This window comes from Pandoraea vervacti (assembly GCF_000934605.2).
GTDB classification, from domain to species: domain Bacteria; phylum Pseudomonadota; class Gammaproteobacteria; order Burkholderiales; family Burkholderiaceae; genus Pandoraea; species Pandoraea vervacti.
In genome coordinates this window covers 3,145,511-3,167,870 of sequence record NZ_CP010897.2, presented here as the reverse complement: position 1 = coordinate 3,167,870, position 22,360 = coordinate 3,145,511, and the positions used below count along the sequence as shown (strand labels likewise).

15 protein-coding genes and 2 tRNA genes are annotated in these 22,360 nt (G+C 62.6%); 9 read left to right on the top strand and 8 right to left on the bottom strand.

Annotated elements, in window-relative coordinates:
• Window positions 1-14: 14 nt before the first annotated feature.
• From UC34_RS13890 to UC34_RS13865, 6 genes are all read right to left on the bottom strand, one after another.
• The gene (locus UC34_RS13890) at window positions 15-1,748 is read right to left on the bottom strand and encodes an AMP-binding protein (protein WP_044456010.1); all 1,734 of its coding nucleotides are present in this window, start codon (window positions 1,746-1,748) and stop codon (window positions 15-17) included.
• A 249-nt stretch (window positions 1,749-1,997) separates the two neighbouring features.
• The gene (locus UC34_RS13885; RefSeq protein WP_044456009.1) at window positions 1,998-3,317 is read right to left on the bottom strand and encodes an acetyl-CoA C-acetyltransferase; all 1,320 of its coding nucleotides are present in this window, start codon (window positions 3,315-3,317) and stop codon (window positions 1,998-2,000) included.
• The gene (locus UC34_RS13880) at window positions 3,314-4,315 is read right to left on the bottom strand and encodes a MaoC/PaaZ C-terminal domain-containing protein (RefSeq protein WP_052811051.1); all 1,002 of its coding nucleotides are present in this window, start codon (window positions 4,313-4,315) and stop codon (window positions 3,314-3,316) included. Before UC34_RS13880 ends, UC34_RS13885 begins: the two co-directional genes overlap by 4 nt.
• A gap of 2 nt (window positions 4,316-4,317) precedes the next feature.
• Entirely contained in the window at window positions 4,318-5,751 is a 1,434-nt protein-coding gene (locus UC34_RS13875; RefSeq protein ID WP_044456007.1) for a 3-oxoacyl-ACP reductase, read from the bottom strand.
• 45 nt (window positions 5,752-5,796) lie between these two features.
• A complete protein-coding gene (locus UC34_RS13870; RefSeq protein ID WP_044456006.1) occupies window positions 5,797-8,295 on the bottom strand; it encodes an acyl-CoA dehydrogenase in 2,499 nt (832 codons plus the stop codon).
• A 395-nt stretch (window positions 8,296-8,690) separates the two neighbouring features.
• Window positions 8,691-9,530, bottom strand: a complete 840-nt coding sequence (locus UC34_RS13865; RefSeq protein WP_044458179.1) for a TetR/AcrR family transcriptional regulator — start codon at window positions 9,528-9,530, stop codon at window positions 8,691-8,693.
• Window positions 9,531-9,960: 430 nt separating this feature from the next.
• On the opposite strand from UC34_RS13865, the gene tig reads away from it, so the two are divergent.
• From tig to UC34_RS13825, 8 genes are all read left to right on the top strand, one after another.
• On the top strand, window positions 9,961-11,301 hold the full coding sequence (tig, locus tag UC34_RS13860; protein WP_044456005.1) for a trigger factor: 1,341 nt from the start codon (window positions 9,961-9,963) through the stop codon (window positions 11,299-11,301).
• 126 nt (window positions 11,302-11,427) lie between these two features.
• Entirely contained in the window at window positions 11,428-12,081 is a 654-nt protein-coding gene (clpP, locus tag UC34_RS13855) for an ATP-dependent Clp endopeptidase proteolytic subunit ClpP (protein ID WP_044458178.1), read from the top strand.
• A gap of 236 nt (window positions 12,082-12,317) precedes the next feature.
• Complete coding sequence (clpX, locus tag UC34_RS13850; protein WP_044456004.1) at window positions 12,318-13,598, top strand: ATP-dependent Clp protease ATP-binding subunit ClpX; 1,281 nt, start codon at window positions 12,318-12,320, stop codon at window positions 13,596-13,598.
• A 193-nt stretch (window positions 13,599-13,791) separates the two neighbouring features.
• Window positions 13,792-16,212 carry an endopeptidase La gene (gene lon, locus UC34_RS13845; protein WP_044458177.1) on the top strand — a complete coding sequence of 807 codons (2,421 nt, stop codon included), beginning with the start codon at window positions 13,792-13,794 and terminating at the stop codon, window positions 16,210-16,212.
• Window positions 16,213-16,526: 314 nt separating this feature from the next.
• The gene (locus UC34_RS13840) at window positions 16,527-16,799 is read left to right on the top strand and encodes an HU family DNA-binding protein (RefSeq protein WP_044456003.1); all 273 of its coding nucleotides are present in this window, start codon (window positions 16,527-16,529) and stop codon (window positions 16,797-16,799) included.
• A 48-nt stretch (window positions 16,800-16,847) separates the two neighbouring features.
• Window positions 16,848-16,923: transfer RNA gene (locus UC34_RS13835), tRNA-Val, on the top strand.
• A gap of 14 nt (window positions 16,924-16,937) precedes the next feature.
• A tRNA-Asp gene (locus UC34_RS13830) sits at window positions 16,938-17,014 on the top strand.
• Between the two features lie 82 nt (window positions 17,015-17,096).
• Window positions 17,097-19,022: a SurA N-terminal domain-containing protein gene (locus tag UC34_RS13825; protein ID WP_044456002.1), complete on the top strand. Its 1,926-nt coding sequence runs from the start codon at window positions 17,097-17,099 to the stop codon at window positions 19,020-19,022.
• A 126-nt stretch (window positions 19,023-19,148) separates the two neighbouring features.
• Here the strand turns inward: UC34_RS13825 and UC34_RS13820 are convergent, their stop codons facing one another.
• Entirely contained in the window at window positions 19,149-19,847 is a 699-nt protein-coding gene (locus tag UC34_RS13820) for an arylesterase (RefSeq protein ID WP_072617476.1), read from the bottom strand.
• Between UC34_RS13820 and UC34_RS13815 the strand changes: the two genes are divergently transcribed.
• Window positions 19,846-20,541, top strand: coding sequence for an ABC transporter ATP-binding protein (locus tag UC34_RS13815; RefSeq protein WP_044456001.1), 696 nt, complete (start codon window positions 19,846-19,848; stop codon window positions 20,539-20,541). The genes UC34_RS13820 and UC34_RS13815 overlap by 2 nt on opposite strands.
• A 121-nt stretch (window positions 20,542-20,662) precedes the next feature.
• On the opposite strand, the gene pgi is transcribed toward UC34_RS13815, so the two are convergent.
• Window positions 20,663-22,336: a glucose-6-phosphate isomerase gene (pgi, locus tag UC34_RS13810; RefSeq protein ID WP_157123186.1), complete on the bottom strand. Its 1,674-nt coding sequence runs from the start codon at window positions 22,334-22,336 to the stop codon at window positions 20,663-20,665.
• Between the last annotated feature and the right edge of the window lie 24 nt (window positions 22,337-22,360).

Here is a 22,360-nt window from a genome sequence, read left to right as displayed (position 1 = left end):
GAATGGGCATGTCGTTATCTCCCTGAATCGCGAGCCGGTTCGCGCAGTTCGCGCCGCAGGATCTTGCCCACTGTCGTCTTCGGCAATTCACCTTGACGAAATTCGATGATGCGCGGCACCTTGTACGCGGTCAGATGCTGGCGACAGTGCGCCGATATGGCCTCGACGCTCAGTTGCGGATCTTTCGCCACAACCACGAGCTTCACGCGCTCGCCCGCCACCGGGTCGGGCACGCCGACCACCGCCGCTTCGCGCACGCCCGGATGCAGCATCACAACGTCTTCGATCTCGTTCGGATAGACGTTGAAGCCGGAGACGAGAATCATGTCCTTCTTGCGGTCGATGAGCCGCACATAACCGCGCTCGTCCATGACGCCGACGTCGCCCGTGAGCAGCCATCCATCGGCGTCGAACGTTCTGGCGGTCTCTTCCGGGCGATTCCAGTACCCGCGCATGACTTGCGGTCCGCGCACGCACAACTCGCCCGGCTCGCCGATGGGCGCCCAGGTGCCGTCGTCGCGCTTGAAGCGCACGTCGGTGGACGGGGCCGGCAGGCCGATGGACCCGGTGAAGTCGATGGCGTCCATGTGCGCGATGTCGACCGGATTCATCGTCACGATGGGCGAACATTCGGTCAGTCCATAACCTTCGATGATCGGCTTGCCGGTGACCTGCTTCCATCGCTCGGCGATCGCGCGTTGCGTGGCCATGCCGCCCGCGAGCGACAACTTCAGTTTCGAGAAGTCGCGCGCGCGAAACTCCGCGTTTTCCAGCAAGCCATTGAACAGCGTATTCACGCCGGTCACGCCCGTGAACGTTTCGTTGCGAATGATGTAGACCACCTTCTTCACATCGCGCGGATTCGCGATCAGGATGTTGCGTCCGCCCAAGCTCATGAACACGAGGCAGTTCACGGTGAGCGAGAGGATGTGATACATCGGCAGCAGCGACAGATTGACCTCGATATCGCCGTCGAGCTGATCGGCCGCCCACGCTTCGGTTTGCAGCAGGTTCGCCAGCACGTTGCCGTGCGAGAGCATGGCGCCCTTCGCCACGCCGGTGGTGCCGCCCGTGTACTGAAGGAAGGCGAGGTCTTCGCGTGCCATCGGAACGGGAGCGACCTTGCGTGTCGCACCGTCTGCCAGTGCCTGGCGCAATGGGACCGCCTGCGGCAGCCGGTAGGGCGGCACCTGCTTCGCGATGTGTCGCATAAGGAAGTTGACCGCGCGCCCCTTGAGATTCGCGCCCGCGCCGAGCAAGTCTCCGATCTGGGTGATGAGGACATGGCGCACCTGCGTGCCGTCGATGGCTTCCTGCAAGGTCTTTGCGAAGTTCTCGAAGACGACGATCGTCTGCGCGCCACTGTCCTGCAACTGATGCTTCAGTTCGCGGGCCGTGTATAGCGGGTTGACGTTGACGACCACGGCGCCTGCGATGAGCGTGCCGAACAGGCAGATGGGGTACTGGAAGCAGTTGGGCATCATGAGCGCGACGCGGTCCCCCTTTCTTACCCCTTGCGCCTGCAACCACGCCGCGAAGGCGTAAGCCTGACGAGAGACTTCGGCATAGGTGATTTCGCTGCCGAGACTCACGAACGCAACGCGCTCGCGGTACTTGTCGATCCATTCGTCAAAAGCCTGTACGAGCGACGTGTATCGATTCACGTCGATGTCCGCAGGCACCCCGGGCGGGTAGGCCTTCAGCCATACGCGTTCCTCTTGGACGGCTTGATCCATCGTTGTCTCCATGGAAGATGTCTACACTTTTTTGTTCGCCGCCACTGCCCGCCGTCCTCGTCGCCCAATGACGCAGACGAACGGCTCCCGCAACATTGCCGATGAACGATCGGCCGGTGTCGCGCGGCGGCGCTTTTTTCAATGCCCCTGTGTGACTTTGTCTCACGACGATGGCGTCTACCGCGATGGAATGCGATAGCGCGACGTTCTCGTTGTGTTCTTGTTGTGTTCTTGTTGTGCTTTGGTGCGGGTTTGGCGCGCTCAGCGCTCGAGCATCGCGACCACCCCTTGTCCGCCGGCGGCGCAGATGGAGATGAGGCCACGGCCACCGCCGCGTTGGGCGAGTAGTTTCGCGAGGGTGGCCAGAATGCGTCCGCCGGTGGCCGCGAACGGATGACCGCAAGCGAGCGAGCTGCCGTTCACGTTCAGGCGCTGGCGGTCGATGCTGCCCAGCGGGGCGGCCAGGCCGAGCCTGTCGCGGCAATAGACAGGGTCTTCCCAGGCCTTGAGCGTGCACAGCACCTGCGCCGCGAAGGCTTCATGGATCTCGTAGAAATCGAAGTCCTGCAAGGTGAGCCCGGCCTGTGCGAGCAGGCGCGGCACCGCATAGACCGGCGCCATCAACAGGCCCTCGCGCTGCGATTCGTCCGGATTGAAGAAGTCGACGGCCGCCGTTTGCGAATACGTCAGGTAAGCGAGTACCGGAATGTCGTGCGCCTTCGCCCAGTCTTCGCTGGCGAGCAGCACGCACGATGCCCCGTCGGTCAGCGGCGTCGAGTTGCCCGCCGTCAGCGTGCCCGTTGCGCTCCGGTCGAAGACCGGTTTGAGGCTGGCGAGCTTCTCGAGCGTGAGTTCGGGGCGCAGGTTGTTGTCGCGCTGCATCCCTCGGAACGGCGTCATCAGATCGAGGAAGAAGCCGCGGTCGTATGCTTCGGCCAGATGTTCGTGACTCGCCAGGGTGAGGGCATCCTGTGCGGCGCGTTCGATTTCCCAGCGCTTGGCCATCCATTCGCAATGCTCGCCCATCGAGAGTCCGGTGCGTGGTTCGCCATTGCGTGGCAACGCTGGGCTGAACAACATGCCCGGGCGCACCTTCGCCAGCGCGCCGAGCTTGCCCCCGGTGCTGCGTTGCCGGTTCGCTTCGAGCAGGATCTTGCGCAGCTTCTCGTTCACGCCGATGGGGGCGTCCGAGGCCGTGTCGACCCCGCCGGCGATAGCGACATCGATCTGACCGAGTGCGATCTTGTTGCCCGTGAGAATCGCCGTCTCCAGGCCGGTGCCGCACGCCTGCTGAACATCGTAGGCCGGGGTCTGGGCGGCAAGCGTGGTCGACAGCACGGATTCGCGCGTGAGGTTGAAGTCCCGGGCGTGCTTGAGCACGGCGCCGGCGGCGACTTCGCCGAGCGTCTGTCCGTGCAGGTCGAAGCGGTCCACGAGGCCCTGGATCGCTGCGGTGAGCATGTCCTGATTCGACGCCGTGGCGTATGCCGTATTCGAGCGGGCGAACGGGATGCGGTTGCCGCCGAGGATCGCAACGCGGCGCAGGGCAGGGGCGGGCGCAGTAGGTTTGAAGGCGCTCATGAGAGGTCCGGAGTCGAAGATGTCGGTTCGCTGGCGAGCGAGGTGGACGATGCGGCGCAAGGCGCGGCGGCGAGGCTGTGCCACCGCGCGCGCAGGTGCGGCACCGCACCGGAGGCATCGCGCAACTCGAAGCGCTCGCCATCGGCGGCGCGCCAAAGCGTGACCTCGCCTGGGAGCAGCACGGGGGTCTTGAATTCCACGAGCAGATCGAGCGTCGCGACGTCGGCCGGCGAGGTGGGCGAGGTGGGCGAGGTGGGCGAGGTGGGCGGAATCGGGTTCATGGCCGCGACAGTGCGCGCAAAGCTCCACATGCCGTGAATGATCGGCCGAGCAAAGCCGAACAGCTTCGCGGTGAGCGGCCATAGATGGATCGGGTTGTAATCGCCGGAGACGCGCGCGTATTGGCGGCCGAGGTCGCCGGGCACATGCCACGTGGCGGATTTCGTCATGGCGTCGTCGGCGGCGAGTTCGGCGCGATAGCGCGGACCGAGCGCGTTATGCACGCCCGTCCTGAGGTAAAGACTCTCGCCCGTCCACACGACGATGCCGTCTCTGCGCGCGGTTGTGACCACGGTGAACACTTGCCCTTTGTCATGGGCGTACAGCGGGCCGCATCGCACGTCCAGCGTGAGTCGCTCGCCCGCGTGAAGTGTCGCGTGCTGCCGGATGCGGTTGGCCAGATGCACCATGCCGAGCATGGCGAACGGAAAGGCGCGATCGGTCATGAGCAGCATGTGCAGCGGGAAAGCGAGCAGATGCGGCCAGGTCGCCGGCACGCCGTTTGCCTCCGAAAAGCCGCAAAGGCGCGCGTAACGTGCGATGTCCCCGGCATCGAGCGGCACATTGCCGCGCTCGAATGCCAGTGCCGGCATGGGGTGCGCCCGGGCCGGTTTGCGAGACGCCAGCAAGGCGCGCACGTACAGACGCAGCGGCGAAGGCAGATGGGTAACCTGGGTGACCTGTGCCACGGGGACGATGTCCGTACGGTCGTTGGGCATGGTCAGGCTCCCAGCAGGCTCTGGCCGCAAACGCGCACGACCTGCCCGGTGAGGGCGCCCGAGGCGGGATGCGCGAGCCACGCGATGGCTTCGGCCACGTCGACCGGCTGGCCGCCCTGCCCGAGCGAGTTCATGCGGCGCCCGGCTTCGCGAATCGCGAACGGTACGGCGGCCGTCATCTTCGTCTCGATGAAGCCGGGGGCGACGGCGTTGATGCTGATCTGACGCTCGGCGAGGATCGGCGACCACGCCTCGACCATGCCGATCACCGCCGCTTTCGACGTGGCGTAGTTGGTCTGTCCGCGATTCCCGGCAATGCCGCTGATCGAGGCGACCCCCACGACCCGGCTGCCCGCGCGCAGCGCGCCTGCATCGAGCAACGCGCTATTGAGGCGCTGTGGCGCGCCGACGTTGATGTCGAGCACGCTTTGCCACTGTGCGTCGCTCATGCGCACGAGCGTTTTGTCGCGGGTGACGCCTGCGTTATGGACGAGGATGTCCAGGCCTTGCGGGGCATGCGCGGACAGATGCGCGATGAGCGTTGCCCCCGCCTCGGGGGAGGTGATGTCGCAGGCCAATGCGCTGCCGTCCAGGCGCGTGGCCACGGTGCTCAGGGCGTCCTGCGCGGCAGGGATATCGACGCAGACGACGTGGGCGCCGTCGCGCGCCAGTACGGTGGCAATGGCCTCACCGATGCCACGTGCCGCGCCGGTCACCACGGCGACTTGTCCGGCCAGCGGGCGCCGGTCGCGCATTGGCGGCGTCTCGAACACGGGATTCTGAAGCGTAATGGCCTGGCCGCTCACGTACGCGGCGCGAGGCGAGAGGAAAAAGCGTAGCGTCGAGTGCAGGGATTCACGCGCGCGCGGCGCGATGTAGAGCAACTGTGCCGTTGCGCCGCGGCGCAGTTCCTTGGCCAGCGAGCGTACGAACCCCTCCAGCGCGCGTTGCGCCGTGCTGGCGTGCGGCGTGGCGGCAATCGACGGCGGCAGGCCGAGCACGAGGACACGCCCGCATCGGTCGAGCGACGCCAGCGTATCGTGGAAAAACGTGTAGAGCGACGCCAGTGCACCGGTATCGGCGATGGCGCTGGCATCGAACAGCAACGCCTTGGGGCGCACACCTTCGTTCGCATTGAATCGCCCGCTCATCGTACCGGCCTTGTTCGCGTACGAAATCCAGCCGAGTCGCCCGGCGTGGGCGAGGCTCGGAATGCCCAGCCAGTGCAGCTCACGCGCCAGTCCCGGCAGCAACGGCGCATCGCCCGCGCCGCCGACGACGGCCAGCGGCGCGTGAATGGCGCGTGCTTCGGCGACCTCGTCACCATAGTCGGGCATGCGCTCCAGCGGCACCGGGCGCGGCAGGCCCAGCGCGTCGGCCAGACGGCTGCCGACGGCGGAGTTGGCGAAAGCAAGATATCGGTCGGACGTCGTCACGGCGCGGTCATCCTCAGAGAGTTGTCAATCGGCGGGCGAGCGAACTCAGGGCGTGAGCGCTTCATCTGCCGGGGCGTGCTGCCGGGCCTGCTGCGCGTCGGCTGCACGGCCGAAATCGGCGGGGAAGTCGTCGACCGCGACGGCTCTTGCCGCATAGTCGGCGTACTGGGCGAGCAAGCGGCGCTCGTCGTCGCTGATGCGTTGCGACTGCGCGGCGTGAGCCACCCATGCGGTGAATTCGGGCAGGCTCTGTGGCATGACCGGCAAATGGCCGTCCTTGATCGCGGCACGCAGGCGCTGCTCGATGGCGGCGACCTCGGGCGTCATCTGGAAGACGATTTCGCCGTAGGCCAACGCGTCGACTTCAGGGCTCGGGGAGTAGCTGCCCGCGATGAGCCGCTCGCGCGCGTCCCCCGGGGTCTGCATGATCTGCGCCACGCGAGCGCACAGCGCGTCCGACGGCTTCGTGTATGGCAGCCCCAACGGCATCAACTTCCAGCGCATCCACCATGCCACACCGCGCGACGGGTAGTTCGCCAGCACCCCCTCGAAGGCCTCGCGCGCTTGCCGTAACGCATCCTGGGCGGCCCAATGCACAAGCGGCAAGTCGGCTTCCGGGCGACCTTCGTCCTCGAAGCGCTTGAGTGTGGCCGTGAGCACGAAAAGCTGGGAAAGGATGTCGCCAAGCCGACCGGTAATACTCTCCCGGCGCTTGAGCGAGCCGCCAAGCACTGCCATCGAAATGTCGGCGGCAATGGCAAGCAACGTCGACATGCGGTTCGCGGCGCGGTAGTAGCCCTGTAGTTCCGGTGCCACGCCCGATGGGACGGCAGAAAAGCGCGCGTGCGTCACACCTTGGAGCGCACCGCGCACGATGTTGCTCGTGACGAAAGTCAGATGGCCGAAGAGGGCGTCGTCGAAGGCGCGCACGGCGGCGTCGTCGTCGGTCATTTGCGCAGCGGCAAGTTCCTTGAGCACGTACGGATGGCAGCGAATCGCCCCCTGGCCGAAGATCATCAGGCAGCGCGTCATGATGTTCGCGCCCTCGACAGTGATCGACACGGGAATCTGTTGATACGCGCGGGCGAGGAAGTTGTTCGGGCCCATGCAGATGCCCTTGCCCGCCACGACATCCATGCCGTCGTTCACGACCTTGCGGGCGCGCTCCGTCACGTGATACTTCGCGATTGCCGAGATGACGGACGGCTTTTCACCGAGGTCCACGGCGAGCGCAGCCATGCGGCGGGTGGCGTCCATTGCGTAAAGGTTGCCGGCCATGCGCGCGAGCGCTTCCTGCACGCCTTCGAACTTGCCGATGGGCGTGCGGAACTGGCGACGAACGGCGGCATACGCCCCCGTTGCGCGCACTGCGATCTTCGAGTAACCCACGTTCGACGACGGCAGTGAGATTGCCCGACCCGCCGCGAGGCATTCCATCAGCATGCGCCAGCCCTTGCCGACTTGCGCCTGACCGCCGATCACCCAGTCAATGGGGATGAAGACGTCGGTACCCGAGTTCGGGCCGTTCTGGAAAACAGCGTTCAACGGCCAGTGGCGACGGCCGATGACCACGCCCGGATGACGGGTCGGAATCAACGCGCAAGTGATGCCAGGCTCGTCGTCGTCGCCGAGCAAGTGTTCCGGATCGAGGGCGCGAAAGGCGAGACCGAGAACCGTCGCGATAGGCCCGAGGGTGATGTAGCGCTTGTTCCATGTGACGCGAAAGCCGAGCGTTTCGCGTCCCTCATGCATGCCGCGACACACGATGCCGACGTCGGGAAGGGCGGCGGCGTCCGATCCGGCGTAGGGACTCGTGAGGGCGAAGCAGGGAATTTCCTGGCCTCTGGCCAGTCGTGGCAGGTAATGGTCTTTCTGCGCTTCGGTGCCGTAGTGCAGCAGCAGTTCGGCAGGCCCAAGCGAGTTCGGCACCATGACCGAGACGGCGGCGGCCGAACAGCGTGATGCGAGTTTCATGACCACCTGTGAATGCGCGTATGCGGAAAATTCAAGGCCGCCGTAGCGCTTCGGAATGATCATGCCGAGGAAGCCGGCTTCCTTGGCGTATTGCCAGGCTTTGGGCGGCAGGTCCTGCCAGACCTGCGTGCTTTCCCAGTCGTTGGACAGGTCGCAAAGGTGCTCGACCTGATTGTCCATGAAGGCTTGTTCTTCGGCGGAAAGGGCCGGCGCGGGCATGGCCTTGAGTTTCTGCCAGTCGGGCTGTCCCGAGAACAGGTCGGCATCCCACCAGACGGTGCCGGCCTCGATGGCGTCTTTCTCGGTGTCCGACATTTCCGGCATGATGGTCCGGAACTTCGCGAGCATCGGCGCGGTGACCCACGCGCGGCGCAGCGGGCCGATGCTGAGGATCAGGGCGGGAAGAATGAGCGCAATACCGAGGACTACGGTCGCGAGAGTGCCCGTCAGCCCGAACACGATGCCGGCGCCCACCCACAGCGCGGTCGCAATGAGCCACTGCCAGGCGTGCGCACGATAGAAAAGCAGGGCGCTCACGCCCGCGACAAACGCAACAATCCATACGGCCATCATTTTCTCCTCCCTTGGGTTTGGCGTCCCGGCAGGCGATCTTCGGCCTGTGCTCGCGTGACACGCATGCCGCGCGCGGTGACGTGGCAAGCCCGGGGCTGTCATCCTCTTGCCATTGGCCGGATTCGGCTGGCGTGGCGCGCAGTTCGGACCGGTGGCGGCGTTCTTATTGGATCGTTCGGCGACCTGTTGGTGCGCCGGGAATTCGAGTAAAGCGTCAAAATCTGGCGGTGCTGTATGTGCTGCAAGTGCACGGCTGCGTGGCGTCGCCTCTGCCTGCGAGGTGCGGCGGGCGTGCGGTCCATGCCGGGCCGCGAGCCCGGCGATTCGACCGCGCGGCGCGGTTTGCGGCTTGGGCCGCCGTCAGGGGCTCACGCGTTCAGGCGCTCGGGCACTCAGGCACTCGCGAGCGATCGGTCGCTCGACGCGGGGCCGTCGTCGTTCGCCTGATTCGGTGACGTGCCCGCGACCTGACCGGCTTCGCGAGGGGGAGTGACATCGGCGTCCTTCGCAAGCGCGAATACGGCTGCGAAGCTGGCCAGTTGCTCCTCTCCGGGCATCGGTGCCTTGAGCGCCGCGACCATGAGCGCGGTGAGCCTTGCCACGACTTGCAGATCGCCCATCGGCTGACCTTGGGCAAAGGTGTCGATCAGCCGCGACGTGTCGCTGCTCGCGAGCACCCCGGACAGCGCCTGGAGGGCAAAGTGAAGCCGCCAGCCGAGTTCCTGGCGCGGCAACTCGGGGAGCGCCCGCGCAAAGGCTTCGAAGAACCGCTCGAAGACAGGCGCATAGTGTTGCTGCAGGTAGTCGCGGATGAAAGGCGACGGGTCGGCATACACGCGACCGAGCAATCGCAGGAACGCCGGACCACCGATGTCGCGATGATGCGAGATGGCCAGCGCCGGGATGAACATGGCGCCCAGCACGTGTTCACACGTCAATTGCGGCGCGGGCCAGACAGCCTCCGCGCGGGTGAGCAGCGCCAGACGCTCGTCGTTGAGCCGGTCGAGCCGGCGCGAGAGCATGGCCTGGAGCAATGTTTCCTTGCTGCCGAAGTGGTAGTTCACGGCAGCCAGATTGACCTCGGCGCGCGAGGTGATCTGACGCAGGGACATGGCTTCGTAGCCGAATTCGATAAACAGATCTTCTGCGGCATCGAGGATGCGCAGCTTGGTGTCGCCGGCTTGACGACCGGCCAGGACGCGAGGATTCACGACGAACCTCCAGTGAGACATGGCGCGGTGAGCACTGTGAGCACCGTGCCACGTCATCTCAAAGAACCGATGTTTCATTCAAACGTTCGATTGAATCCTAGGCGGTAAGTCGGCGCCACCCAAGCGGTTTTTGTGGACGTCGCCCTCTAAAGCGCGGTTTCGGCAAATGGGGCGTGTTCCTTGCGCGAGGCCGCCGGGTGAACCCGTTAAGGGGTGGCAGGGTCTGATTTCCGTGCTTTCCCGCCGGAAAGTCTCGGTGCAGGACAATAGTTTGCTAAAATGTCCCGCTTTGTGTGCAAGACCTTTTTGGCGCTAACCCGGATTGTCGGGTGCGGAGGGAAGCCGGCGTCGCATCGTCGGTACCGGCCCAAGGTTGATTAACTGACAGGGTCCGCTTGCGGCATTCCCTCGCCGCAACACAGAACGACCCTCTGGATGGACGAATATCCTCATGACTATCGCTGTTGAAAACCTCGGCAAGCTCGAGCGTCGCTTTACCATCACCCTGCTCAAGCAGGACGTCGAAAAAGAAGTTGCGACGCGCATCCAGCGACTGTCGAAAACGGTTCGCATGCCGGGCTTCCGTCCGGGCAAGGTGCCCCTGAAGATGGTCACCCAGCAATACGGCGGTCAGGTCGAAGCCGAAGTCGTCAGCGACAAGGTCGGCCAGCAGTTCTTTGAAGTCAGCAAGGCGCAGGATCTGCGCGTGGCCGGTCAGCCGAGCTTCGCTCCGAAGGCTGACGCTGCGGAAACCGAATACGCATTCGACGCGACGTTCGAAGTCTATCCGGAAGTGAAGATCGGTGATCTGACGACGGCTGAAGTCAGCCGCACGACGACCGACGTGTCGGAAGCCGAGATCGATCGCACGATCGATATCCTGCGCAAGCAGCGCGTGCACTACCACGTGCGCGGCGAAGCCGGCGCCCACGGCGACGGCGGCTCGGTCGAAGCCAAGGACGGCGACCGCGTGACGGTTGACTTCGTCGGCAAGATCGACGGTGAAGTGTTCGCCGGCGGCAGCGCCGAAGACTTCGTGTTCGTGCTGGGCGAAGGCCGCATGCTTCCCGAATTCGAAAAGGCGACGTTGGGCCTGAAGGTCGGCGATTCGAAGGAATTCGAACTCAAGTTCCCGGACGAGTACCACGGCAAGGAAGTGGCCGGCAAGACCGCCACGTTCACCGTGACGCTCAAGAAGGTCGAGTGGGCCCATCTGCCGGAAGTCGACGCAGAATTTGCCAAGTCGCTCGGCATCGCCGACGGCAGCATCGAGAAGATGCGTGCCGACATCAAGGAAAACCTGTCGCGTGAAGTGAAGCGTCGCACGCAGGCTCTCCTCAAGGACCAGGTCATGAACGCCCTGATCTCGGTTTCGGAACTCGACGTGCCGAACGCGCTGATCGCTCAGGATCAGGAGCGTCTGGTAGCGATGGCCCGCCAGGACCTCGCACAGCGTGGCGTGCCGAACGCCGGCAATGTGCCGATCCCGGCTGAAATGTTCAAGGAACAAGCCGAGCGTCGGGTGAAGCTGGGCCTGATCCTGGCTGAGCTGGTCAAGCAAAACGACCTGCAAGCCAAGCCGGAACAGATCAAGGCCGAAGTCGAAGAATTCGCGAAGAGCTACGAAGACCCGCAAGAAGTCGTCCGCTGGTACTATGGCGATCAGCAGCGCATGGCGGAAATGGAAGGTTTCGTCGTCGAGAACAACGTTGTCGAGTTCGTCCTGGGTAAGGCCAAGGTGACCGACAAGCAGGTCAGCTTCGAAGAACTGGCCGGCAATACGCAAGGCTGATCGACCGCGACACGACTGACTGAACCGCCGCGGCCGAAAGGCCGTGGCGGTTCTTTTCCAAATGGCCTCCGGGTCTTCCCCTTGCGGCGCGCAAAACCATCTCGATAGAAGGGTCGAACCGATATGATTACCCGTTCCGAATTGCTCGCCCAACTCGCCTCCCAGACGCACAACTCCGCTCTCGACACGCAAGGCCTTGGCCTCGTGCCGATGGTCGTCGAGCAAAGTGGTCGTGGTGAGCGCGCTTACGATATCTATTCGCGCCTCCTCAAGGAGCGCATCATTTTCATGGTTGGCGAGGTCAACGACCAGAGCGCCAATCTCGTCGTCGCCCAGTTGCTGTTCCTCGAGAGCGAAAATCCGGACAAGGAAATCTCGATGTACATCAATTCGCCGGGTGGTTCCGTCTCGGCGGGTCTGGCGATTTACGACACGATGAAATTCATCAAGCCGCCGGTCTCCACCCTGTGCCTCGGCATGGCCGCGAGCATGGGCGCTTTCCTGCTCGCCGCCGGTGAGAAGGGCAAGCGTTTTGCGCTGCCAAACGCGCGCATCATGATTCACCAGCCGTTGGGCGGCGCTCGCGGTCAGGCATCCGACATCGAGATCCACGCCAAGGAAATCCTGTTGCTCAAGGACCGGTTGAACCGTCTGCTGGCCGAGAACACCGGTCAGTCGCTCGAAGTGATCGCGCGCGACACCGATCGCGATAACTTCAAGTCGGCGGCGGATGCCGTTGAGTACGGGTTGATCGATCGCGTGCTCGAAAAGCGTCCCTGATTCGGTCCCGAATTCGGGGCGCCTGACGGCAAAATCGTTGGCGCGACACCAGGCATTTTCGTTTCGGGAAGCAGGGTGGTCGCGCCAAGTCTTTGTCGTAAAAGGGAATTTATGGCTGTCGCGAGTGGGCCACACGCTCGCACGGCATGGCGTTACAATGGGATTCACGTATGCCGCGTTTGCCGCCCCCGGTGGGGGACGACCGGGGCGCAAATTGCTAGCAGGCTGACACAGATATGGTGGATAAAAAAAGCACTTCCAACGGCGAAAAGCTGCTCTACTGCTCCTTCTGCGGAAAGAGCCAGCACGAGGTCAAGAAGCTCATCGCAGGTCCGTCCGTGTTTATTTGCGACGAGTGCATTGATCTGTGCAACGAGATCATTCGTGACGAGGCCGCAGCGGCCGAAGACGAGACCGGCAGCGGGGCCAAGTCCGATTTGCCGTCGCCGCAGGAAATTCGCGAGAGCCTCGATCAATACGTGATCGGTCAGGACCGTGCCAAGAAGATTCTGGCCGTTGCGGTCTATAACCATTACAAGCGATTGAAGCACCTCGGCGACAAGCGCGACGAGGTCGAACTCTCCAAGAGCAATATTCTGCTGATCGGGCCGACCGGCTCGGGCAAGACGCTGCTCGCGCAGACGCTCGCGCGTTTGCTCAATGTGCCCTTCGTGATTGCCGACGCCACCACGCTGACCGAAGCCGGTTATGTGGGTGAGGACGTCGAGAACATCATCCAGAAGCTCCTGCAGAACTGCAATTACGAGATCGAGCAGGCGCAAAAGGGCATTGTCTACATCGACGAAATCGACAAGATCAGCCGCAAGTCGGACAATCCGTCGATTACGCGTGACGTGTCGGGCGAAGGTGTGCAACAGGCGCTGCTGAAGCTCGTCGAAGGCACGATGGCGTCGGTGCCCCCGCAAGGCGGGCGCAAGCATCCGAACCAGGACTTCATTCAGGTCGACACGACCAACATTCTCTTCATCTGCGGCGGCGCGTTCGATGGTCTCGAGAAGATCATCATGAATCGTACCGAAAAGACGGGTATCGGCTTCGGCGCGACCGTCAAGACCGGCGAAGAGCGTGACGCAGGCGAACTGCTGCGCGACGTGGAGCCGGAAGATCTGATCAAGTTCGGCCTGATTCCGGAGCTGATCGGTCGTCTGCCGGTGGTTGCCACGTTGGGTAAGCTTGACGAGGACGCACTGGTCACGATCCTGATCGAACCGAAGAACGCACTGGTCAAGCAATATCAGCGCCTGTTCTCGATGGAAGGCGTGGAGCTGGAAATTCGCCCGGCGGCAATGCATGCGGTGGCACGCAAGGCCATCAAGCGTAAAACCGGGGCGCGCGGCCTGCGTTCGATCATCGAACAAGCGCTGCTCGAAGTGATGTACGAGTTGCCGTCACTCAAGGGTGTGACCAAAGTGATCCTGGACGAGAATGCGATCAGTGGCGACGGAAAGCCGCTCCTGATCTATCAGGAGTCGCCGAAGGTTGCCGGCTCCAATTGAACGGTCAACTTAGCCCTACCTCAAGCCGTTCATGGAAACATGGACGGCTTTTTTTCCTTCATACTAGTGCCACGGGCAATGAAACCCCGAGTGGTGCAACTTGTTGGCGAACGGGCTTCCCAGCCCCTTGTAATTCTCGCCGGCGGCCTCAATTAGCTGGAACACAACGGTATCGTTAAATATGGGGAACGAGATGTCAGGCACCCAAATCCTCCCGCCCGAAGCGATTCAACTGCCCCTGTTGCCTTTGCGCGACGTGGTCGTGTTTCCGCACATGGTGATTCCCCTTTTCGTGGGGCGTCCGAAATCGATTAAAGCGCTTGAAACCGCGATGGAAGGCGGCAAGCACATCATGCTGGTCGCACAGAAAGCCGCGGCCAAGGATGAGCCTACGGCCAAGGATCTCTACGAGATCGGCTGCGTGGCCAACATCCTGCAAATGCTCAAATTGCCCGATGGCACCGTCAAGGTGCTCGTCGAGGGGATTCAACGCGCCCGCACGCTGAGTGTGGACGAAGAGGAAACCCAGTTCACGTCCGAAGTCATGCCGCTCGAGCCGGACGATGGCAACTCGCCGGAATCCGAAGCGCTGCGTCGCGCGATCGTGGCGCAGTTCGACCAGTACGTGAAGCTCAACAAGAAGATTCCGCCCGAGATCCTGACCTCGCTGTCCGGTATCGATGAGGCGGGTCGTCTGGCCGACACGATCGCCGCGCATCTGCCGCTCAAGCTCGAGCAGAAGCAGAAGATTCTCGAGATGTTCCCGGTCATCGAACGCCTCGAGCATCTGCTCGCGCAACTCGAGAGCGAGATCGATATCCTTCAGGTCGAAAAGCGTATCCGTGGCCGCGTGAAGCGCCAGATGGAGAAGAGCCAGCGCGAGTACTACCTGAACGAGCAGGTCAAGGCGATCCAGAAGGAATTGGGCGAAGGCGAAGAGGGCGCGGATCTCGAGGAACTCGAGAAGCGCATCAAGGCCGCACACCTGCCCAAGGAAGCCAAGAAGAAGGCTGATGCTGAGCTCAAGAAGCTCAAGCTGATGTCGCCGATGTCGGCCGAAGCGACGGTCGTGCGCAATTACATCGACACGCTGGTCGGTCTGCCGTGGCGCAAGAAGAGCAAGGTGAACAACGATCTGTCGAACGCCGAGAAGGTGCTCGACGAAGACCACTTCGGTCTCGAGAAGGTCAAGGAACGCATCCTTGAGTATCTTGCCGTGCAACAGCGCGTGGACAAGGTCAAGGCGCCGATCCTGTGCCTCGTTGGGCCGCCCGGTGTGGGCAAGACCTCGCTCGGTCAGTCGATCGCGCGTGCAACGAACCGCAAGTTCGTGCGCATGGCGTTGGGCGGCGTGCGTGACGAGGCTGAGATTCGTGGCCACCGTCGCACGTACATCGGTTCGATGCCCGGCAAGATTCTGCAGAGCCTGTCGAAGGTTGCCGTGCGCAATCCGCTGTTCCTGCTCGACGAAGTCGACAAGATGGGGATGGACTTCCGTGGCGACCCGAGCTCGGCGCTGCTCGAAGTGCTCGATCCGGAGCAGAACCACACGTTCTCGGATCACTACGTCGAAGTCGACTTCGATCTGTCGGACGTGATGTTCGTGGCCACCTCGAACTCGCTGAACATTCCGGCGCCGCTGCTCGACCGTATGGAAGTGATTCGACTGTCGGGTTACACGGAAGACGAAAAGGTCAACATCGCCCAGCGTTATCTGCTGCCGAAGCAGAAGAAGAACAACGGGTTGAAGGAAGGTGAGATCGATCTGACGGAAGCCGCGATTCGCGACATCATTCGTTACTACACGCGCGAAGCGGGCGTGCGTTCGCTTGAGCGTGAGATTTCGAAGATCTGCCGCAAGGTCGTGAAGATGCTGTTGCTCAAGAAGGTCGAAGGCTCGTCGATCAAGGTCGATGCGGGCAATCTCGACAACTTCCTGGGCGTGCGCAAGTTCGACTTCGGTCTGGCGATGAAGGAAAACCAGATCGGCCAGGTCACGGGGCTGGCGTGGACGGAAGTGGGCGGCGATCTGCTGACCATCGAGGCTGCGCTGATGCCGGGCAAGGGCAACATCATTCGCACGGGTTCGCTTGGCGACGTGATGAAGGAGTCGGTTGAAGCCGCTCGCTCGGTGGTGCGCTCGCGGGCACGTCGCCTTGGTGTGACCGATGAGCAGTTCGAGAAGAAGGACATCCACATTCACGTGCCCGAAGGCGCGACACCGAAGGATGGTCCGTCTGCCGGTATCGCGATGACGACGGCGCTCGTGTCGGTGCTCACGGGGATTCCGGTGCGCGCGGACGTCGCGATGACGGGTGAGATTACGCTGCGCGGCGAAGTGCTGCCGATCGGCGGTCTCAAGGAGAAGTTGCTCGCGGCGCATCGCGGCGGCATCAAGCTCGTGTTGATTCCGGAAGAGAACGTGAAGGATCTCGCAGAGATTCCGGACACGGTCAAGAACGCGCTGGAAATCGTGCCGGTGCGCTGGATCGACAAGGTGCTGGAACTTGCGCTGGAGCACGCACCGACGCCGTTGCCGGAAGAAGAGGCGAAGGCTGCGCCTGTGACGCCGAACGCCGATGCGAGCGGCAAGCAGGACGTCATCAAGCACTGAGTGAGGTGATCGTCGGGGAATGATCGGAGATTGGATCGTTGCCCGGCGACGCATGACGCAAGCGTTGCAAAAGTTGCAAAAAGCTCGGGGTTTTCCCCGGGCTTTTTTTATTGACGCAAAGTGATCGAGAATAGCGTCCGGCAAGCACAGATTCAGGAGTGCTTCCGATGCCCTTCGAAGGCCGCAAAACGGCTTGACATCAGGGTTTGCGGCTTGTCTAATGGCAAAGCCAGCGGACCTCTCAGATCAATGTCAAGGCGCGCAAAGAGCGCCTCCGCGGCTCAATCGCCTACTATCCTTGCAAGGGGGTTACAGTGAATAAGACGGAACTGATCGATCACATCTCGGAACAGTCGGACATTTCGAAAGCCGCTGCTGGCCGAGCACTCGACGCATTCGTGGGTGCAGTAAAGAAAGCGCTGAAGAAGGGTGATGATGTGACGCTGGTTGGCTTTGGCACGTTCCACGTCGCCAAGCGCGCTGCCCGCACGGGGCGCAACCCGCGAACGGGTGACGCCATCAAGATTAAGGCGGCGAAGGTTCCGAAATTCCGCCCTGGCAAAGATCTAAAAGATAGTGTAAACTAGCCAGCTTTCCTGCTTCGGCAGGAGGCAGCAACAAGACAAATCAGGAACGGGTGCTTAGCTCAGCTGGTAGAGCGGCGCCCTTACAAGGCGTAGGTCGGGGGTTCGAACCCCTCAGCACCCACCAGTTCCAGATCTTGGGGAGCGGTAGTTCAGTTGGTTAGAATACCGGCCTGTCACGCCGGGGGTCGCGGGTTCGAGCCCCGTCCGCTCCGCCAAATTGTGAAAAGGCGAACTTCGGTTCGCCTTTTTTGCCATATAGCGTCATAAAACGCCTCCAGACGACTCTTCCGATTTCGTATGTTCGACTTCATTCGCCGTCATCAACGATTGGTCCTCATCTTCCTGACGGTGCTGATCGTGCCGTCGTTCGTGGTGTTTGGCGTCCATGGCTGGCAAGAGTACGCCTCGGATGCCGGTACGATCGCCAAGGTCGGCGATCAGACCGTGACGCGTCAGGAATACGACGGCACGCTGCGCGCTCAGACTGAGCGCATGCAGCAAATGTTTGGCGGCGCAGTCGATGCCAGCCAGATCAACACGCCGGAAATGCGCACCGCAGTGCTGGATAACCTGATTCAGCAGAAGCTGCTCACGCAGGAAACCCTGAAGAAGAATCTTTCGGTGCCCGATGCACAGGTGCGCGAGGCGCTGCTGGCCATTCCTGCGATTGCGCAACTGCGCCGCGCGGATGGCTCGATCGATCAGGCGGCTTACGAGCGACTGCTCTCGGCACAGAACCTGACGCCGCAGCGTCTGGAAGCACAGATCCGTTTCGAACTGGCGTCGAATCAATTGCCATCGAGCGTGCAGGCGAGCGCCATGTTGCCCAAGACGGTGCTGGAGCGTTTCGCGCAACTGCGTTCACAGCAGCGCGAAGTCGCCACGATCGAAATCCCGCTGTCGGACTATGCCGGCAAGATCGTGCCCACGCAGCAGCAGCTTCAGGCCTACTACGATGCGCACAAGGCGGCGTTCCAGACGCCGGAGTCGGCCGAAATCCAGTATGTGGTCCTCGATCCGAAGGCCATGCCGGCAACCACGCAGGCTGCGCCGAGCGATGACGTGCTGCGCAAGATGTACAACGACAATCTGAAGCAGTACACGACGCAGGAAGAGCGTCGTGCATCGCACATCCTGATTGCATCTCCGGCGGATGCATCGCCGGCCGATCACGCGAAAGCCAAGGCCAAGGCCGATGCTATCCTCGCGCAGATCAAGAAGAACCCGGGCGACTTCGCCAAGCTCGCGAGCGAGAACTCGGAAGACCCCGGTTCGAAGGCCAACGGTGGCGATCTGGGCTTCTTTGCGCGCGACGCAATGGTCAAGCCGTTCGCAGACGCCGCATTCTCGCTCAAGAGCGAAGGCGAGATCAGCGACGTCGTGAAAAGCGATTTCGGCTATCACATCATCAAGCTCACGGGCATCAAGGCAGCCCAGACGAAGTCGTTCGACGACGTCAAGGCGCAACTGGCCGACCAGTATCGTCAGCAGGAGGCCGCGAAGGGTTACGCCAAGCTTGCCGATCAGTTCACGAACTCGGTGTACGAACAGCCCGACAGCCTTCAGCCGGTCGCCGACAAGCTGAATCTGAAGTTGCAGACGGCAAAGGTCACGCGCACGCCTGACCCGGCGCTGGCGCAAAGCCCGCTCGGTAACGAGAAACTGCTCAAGGCGGTGTTCGGTGACGAGTCGCTCAAGAACAAGCGCAACACCGAGGCCGTGGACGTTGGTCAGGGTGTCCTGGTGTCGGCGCATGTCGTGACGTATCATCCGGCCGCGACGCCGCCACTCGCGCAGATCGAGGCACAGGTGAAGCAGAAGGCGATTGCCGATCTGGCTGAGCAGGAAGCAAAGAAGGCTGGCGAAGCCAAGCTCGAAGCGCTGAAGAAGGGTGGTGACGCCACGTTTGGCGCGGCACAGACCGTTTCGCGCGACAATCCGGGCAAGCTGGCGCCGAATGCTTTGACGGCGATTTTCAGTGCCGACACGAGCAAGCTGCCGGCATATGTCGGCGTGGCGCTGGGCGAGGGCCAAGGCTATGCGGTATATCGCATCAGCAAGGTGTCTCAGTCGCCTGCGCAGGATCCCCAGCGTCTGGCCGCCGAGGCGCAGCAGTTGAGCCAGTTGGCCGCACAGGCCGAATGGAACGCGTGGCTGGGCGACCTGCGTGCGCGCTCGAAGGTCAAGATCGTGAACGACGTCACCAAATCGTCGGGTAACTGATCGCAATAGGGGCGCCAGAATGGTCCACCAGACGTTGGACGACGATGGCGCGACCAAGAAGAACGGCCAACCCAGTTGGCCGTTTTTTTATGTCTTCGATCCGAATGTCGGATGGATGTGTCGGATTCAGGCACCCGGTTTCGACGAACGCGACTCTGCCGCTTTGGCAGGCGACTTACCAGCGGGCTTGAGGAGCGGCTTCACGGTGGGCCAGACGTTTTGGAGAATCTGCGGATGCGCCTTGGCGAGCGGGTGGATCTGGTCCGGCTGGAACCAGTCCTGATGCTCGGCAACCCCCGCCAGCAGGAACGGTACATAGCCCGTCTTCTCTTGTTTGGCAAGGGTCGAGAACATGGTGAAGAACTGTTCGCTATAGTCCGGGCCATAGTTGGGCGGAATGCGCATGCCCACAACGATCACCTGGCTGCCGGCCTTGCGAGCCGCCGCGATCATCTCACGTAGATTGCTGCGAGTGAGTTCGAGCGGGATGCCGCGCAGCGCGTCGTTTCCGCCCAGTTCGATGAGGGTGATGGCGGGCCGGTAGCGCGCGAGCAAAGGGGCGAGGCGGGAGCGTCCGCCGCTCGTGGTGTCGCCACTGATACTTGCGTTGACGACGTTATAATCGAACCCGCTTTGCGTGATCGTCTGCTGCATCAGATTGACCCAGCCGGCGCCGCGCGCGATGCCATATTCCGCCGAAAGACTGTCGCCCACCACGAGAATGGTCGGTGCGTCTGAACTTGCCGCATTTGCTGCGGTCCCTGTCAGCAGGCACCAGCCCGCAACGGCCGATGCAGCCAATTTCAAGAACTCTCTTCTTGCCATGTCGTTTTCCGAAAACGTTATTGAAGTGCGGGGGCTGGGTAAGCGGTTGCGCGACGCTACCGGTGAGCTTGTCATTTTGCAGGATATCGACTTCAGCGTCGCGAAAGGTCAGAGCGTGGCCATCGTGGGCGCATCGGGGTCCGGAAAGTCCACGCTGCTTGGCCTGATGGCTGGCCTCGACACCGCGACCGACGGCAGCATCACCTTGCTGGGCCAGTCGCTGGGCGATCTTGACGAGGAGGGGCGTGCCGCTTTGCGGCGCGGCGCCGTCGGTTTCGTCTTCCAGTCCTTTCAACTGATGCCGCATCTGAGTGCGCTCGAGAACGTGATGCTCCCGCTGGAACTGCTGGGTGAGACACGAGACGTGCGCAATCGTGCCGTCAGGCTGCTCGAACAAGTGGGGTTGGGCTCTCGGCTCACGCACTACCCGAAGCAACTCTCCGGCGGCGAGCAACAGCGGGTTGCACTCGCGCGCGCGTTCGTGACGGAACCTGCCGTTTTGTTTGCCGACGAGCCGACAGGCAGCCTCGATACGGCGACGGGAGAACGTGTCATCGATCTGATGTTTTCGCTCAACGAGGCGAGTGGGGCGACGCTGGTCCTCGTGACCCACGATCTTGCGATTGCGCAGCGTTGCGACGCCACAGTGCGGCTCGCAGGCGGGCGCGTAGTCAATGGCGCATCATCCGTCTGACGCGCGTCGCATGACGTTTCAAGGCGTCATGACAAAAAGGAGAAACCTCGGTGGCTTCTCCTTTTTTCGTTTCCGTCGAATCGTCGAAATCGTCAAACCGTAGATCGCGCCTCGCGCATTGTCAGGGCCGCTTCCTGAGCGCCTCGCCCGCAATGCGAATCAGCGACGCCGTTGACGCATCGTGAGCATCCGCTTTGAGCGAGTCGGGATCGACCAGTTCCGGCTCGATCGCGCGGCAGAGCGTCTTACCGAGTTCCACGCCCCATTGGTCGAACGGATTGATGTTCCAGATGGCGGCCTGGACAAACACCTTGTGCTCATACAGCGCGATGAGGGCGCCGAGTCGCTCCGGCGTCAGCTTGTCGATCACCAGCGTATTGCTCGGTCGATTGCCGTCGAAGCGGCGCTGCGCGGCCAGCGGACCACCGGCTTGATCGGGCGTGGCCATCGAGCCGCCCTGAAGGAACGCTTCACTCTGCGCGAAGCAATTGGCCAGCAGCTTGCGGTGATGATCGAGATACTCGGGCTGATCGTATTGCGGCGCCAGGACCGCGATGAAGTCCACCGGCACCAGCGTGGTGCCCTGGTGCAGCATCTGGAAGTAGGCATGCTGGCCATTGGTGCCCGGCTCGCCCCAGATGATCGGTGCGGTCTGCCAGAAGACGGGTGAACCGTCGACCTGTACCGACTTCCCGTTGCTCTCCATATCCAGTTGCTGCAGATACGGAGGAAGCTTTTGCAGCGCGTCCGTGTACGGTGCAATGGACAACGTCTGCGCGTCGAAGAAGTTGCGATACCAGATGCCGAGAAGACCGAGCAGCACAGGCATATTGGCGTCGAGCGGTGCGTGCCGGAAGTGCTCGTCCATGGCGTGCGCGCCGGCAAGCAAGGCATCGAAATGCTGCGCGCCGAGATAGAGCATGACGATGAGCCCGACCGACGACCACAGCGAATAACGTCCGCCGACCCACTCGCCGAACTGGAACACGTTCTCGCGCAGAATGCCGAAGCGCATCGCTTCGTCGACGTTGGTCGACACCGCCACGAAGTGCTTGTCCAGCCCGCTCTCGGGGACGCCGTTCTTGATGAACCACGCGCGAATCGTGCGCGCGTTGGTCATGGTCTCGAGCGTGGTGAAGGTCTTCGAGCAGACCACGACCAGCGTGGTTTCCGGGTCGAGCGTCGGCAACGTGCGTGCGAGTTCGGTCGGATCGATGTTGGCGATGAAGTGCGCCGAGAGATCCTGCCGTCCGTACACGGCGAGCGCGTCGCACACCATGCGCGGCCCCAGATCCGAGCCACCGATGCCGACGTTGATCAGATGCCTGATGCGCTTGCCTGTGGCGCCGGTCCACCGGCCGTCTCGCACGCGCTCGCTGAAGTCTCGCATGCGAGCGAGCGTTTCGCACACGCCGCTGCTGACTTCGCCGGTCGTGTCGCGAAACGTCACACCCTTCGGTGCACGCAACGCCATATGCAGCGCTGCCCGGTTCTCGGTGACGTTGACGTGTTCGCCGGCCCACATGGCGTCGCGTTTGGCCGGCAGATGACATTCGCGCGCAAGATGCGTGAGCAGTGTGCGCGTTTTCTCCGTGATGCGGTTCTTCGAGTAATCGAGATACAGACCGGCGGCGTGCAGCGAGAATTGCTCGACGCGCGCGTGGGCCCCGGTACCGGCGAACCAGTCGCGCATATGCTGAGCGGCGATCTCGTCGCGATGCTCGAGCAGGGTGCGCCAGGCGGGAAGTTGATCCAGTCGAACGGATGTCTTGTACGGCATGTGCGGTAGGGCCATTTCGATAAAGCGAAGTATAACGGG

Excerpts from the sequence above, each read along its gene's own strand:
- pgi (WP_157123186.1), bottom strand. The coding sequence starts at position 22,336 with ATGGCCCTACCGCACATGCCGTACAAGACATCCGTTCGACTGGATCAA.
- UC34_RS13870 (WP_044456006.1), bottom strand. The coding sequence starts at position 8,295 with ATGGCCGTATGGATTGTTGCGTTTGTCGCGGGCGTGAGCGCCCTGCTT.
- UC34_RS13825 (WP_044456002.1), top strand. The coding sequence starts at position 17,097 with ATGTTCGACTTCATTCGCCGTCATCAACGATTGGTCCTCATCTTCCTG.
- UC34_RS13815 (WP_044456001.1), top strand. The coding sequence starts at position 19,846 with ATGTCGTTTTCCGAAAACGTTATTGAAGTGCGGGGGCTGGGTAAGCGG.
- UC34_RS13890 (WP_044456010.1), bottom strand. The coding sequence starts at position 1,748 with ATGGAGACAACGATGGATCAAGCCGTCCAAGAGGAACGCGTATGGCTG.
- UC34_RS13865 (WP_044458179.1), bottom strand. The coding sequence starts at position 9,530 with ATGTCTCACTGGAGGTTCGTCGTGAATCCTCGCGTCCTGGCCGGTCGT.
- lon (WP_044458177.1), top strand. The coding sequence starts at position 13,792 with ATGTCAGGCACCCAAATCCTCCCGCCCGAAGCGATTCAACTGCCCCTG.
- tig (WP_044456005.1), top strand. The coding sequence starts at position 9,961 with ATGACTATCGCTGTTGAAAACCTCGGCAAGCTCGAGCGTCGCTTTACC.
- clpX (WP_044456004.1), top strand. The coding sequence starts at position 12,318 with ATGGTGGATAAAAAAAGCACTTCCAACGGCGAAAAGCTGCTCTACTGC.
- UC34_RS13880 (WP_052811051.1), bottom strand. The coding sequence starts at position 4,315 with ATGCCCAACGACCGTACGGACATCGTCCCCGTGGCACAGGTCACCCAG.
- UC34_RS13820 (WP_072617476.1), bottom strand. The coding sequence starts at position 19,847 with ATGGCAAGAAGAGAGTTCTTGAAATTGGCTGCATCGGCCGTTGCGGGC.
- UC34_RS13885 (WP_044456009.1), bottom strand. The coding sequence starts at position 3,317 with ATGAGCGCCTTCAAACCTACTGCGCCCGCCCCTGCCCTGCGCCGCGTT.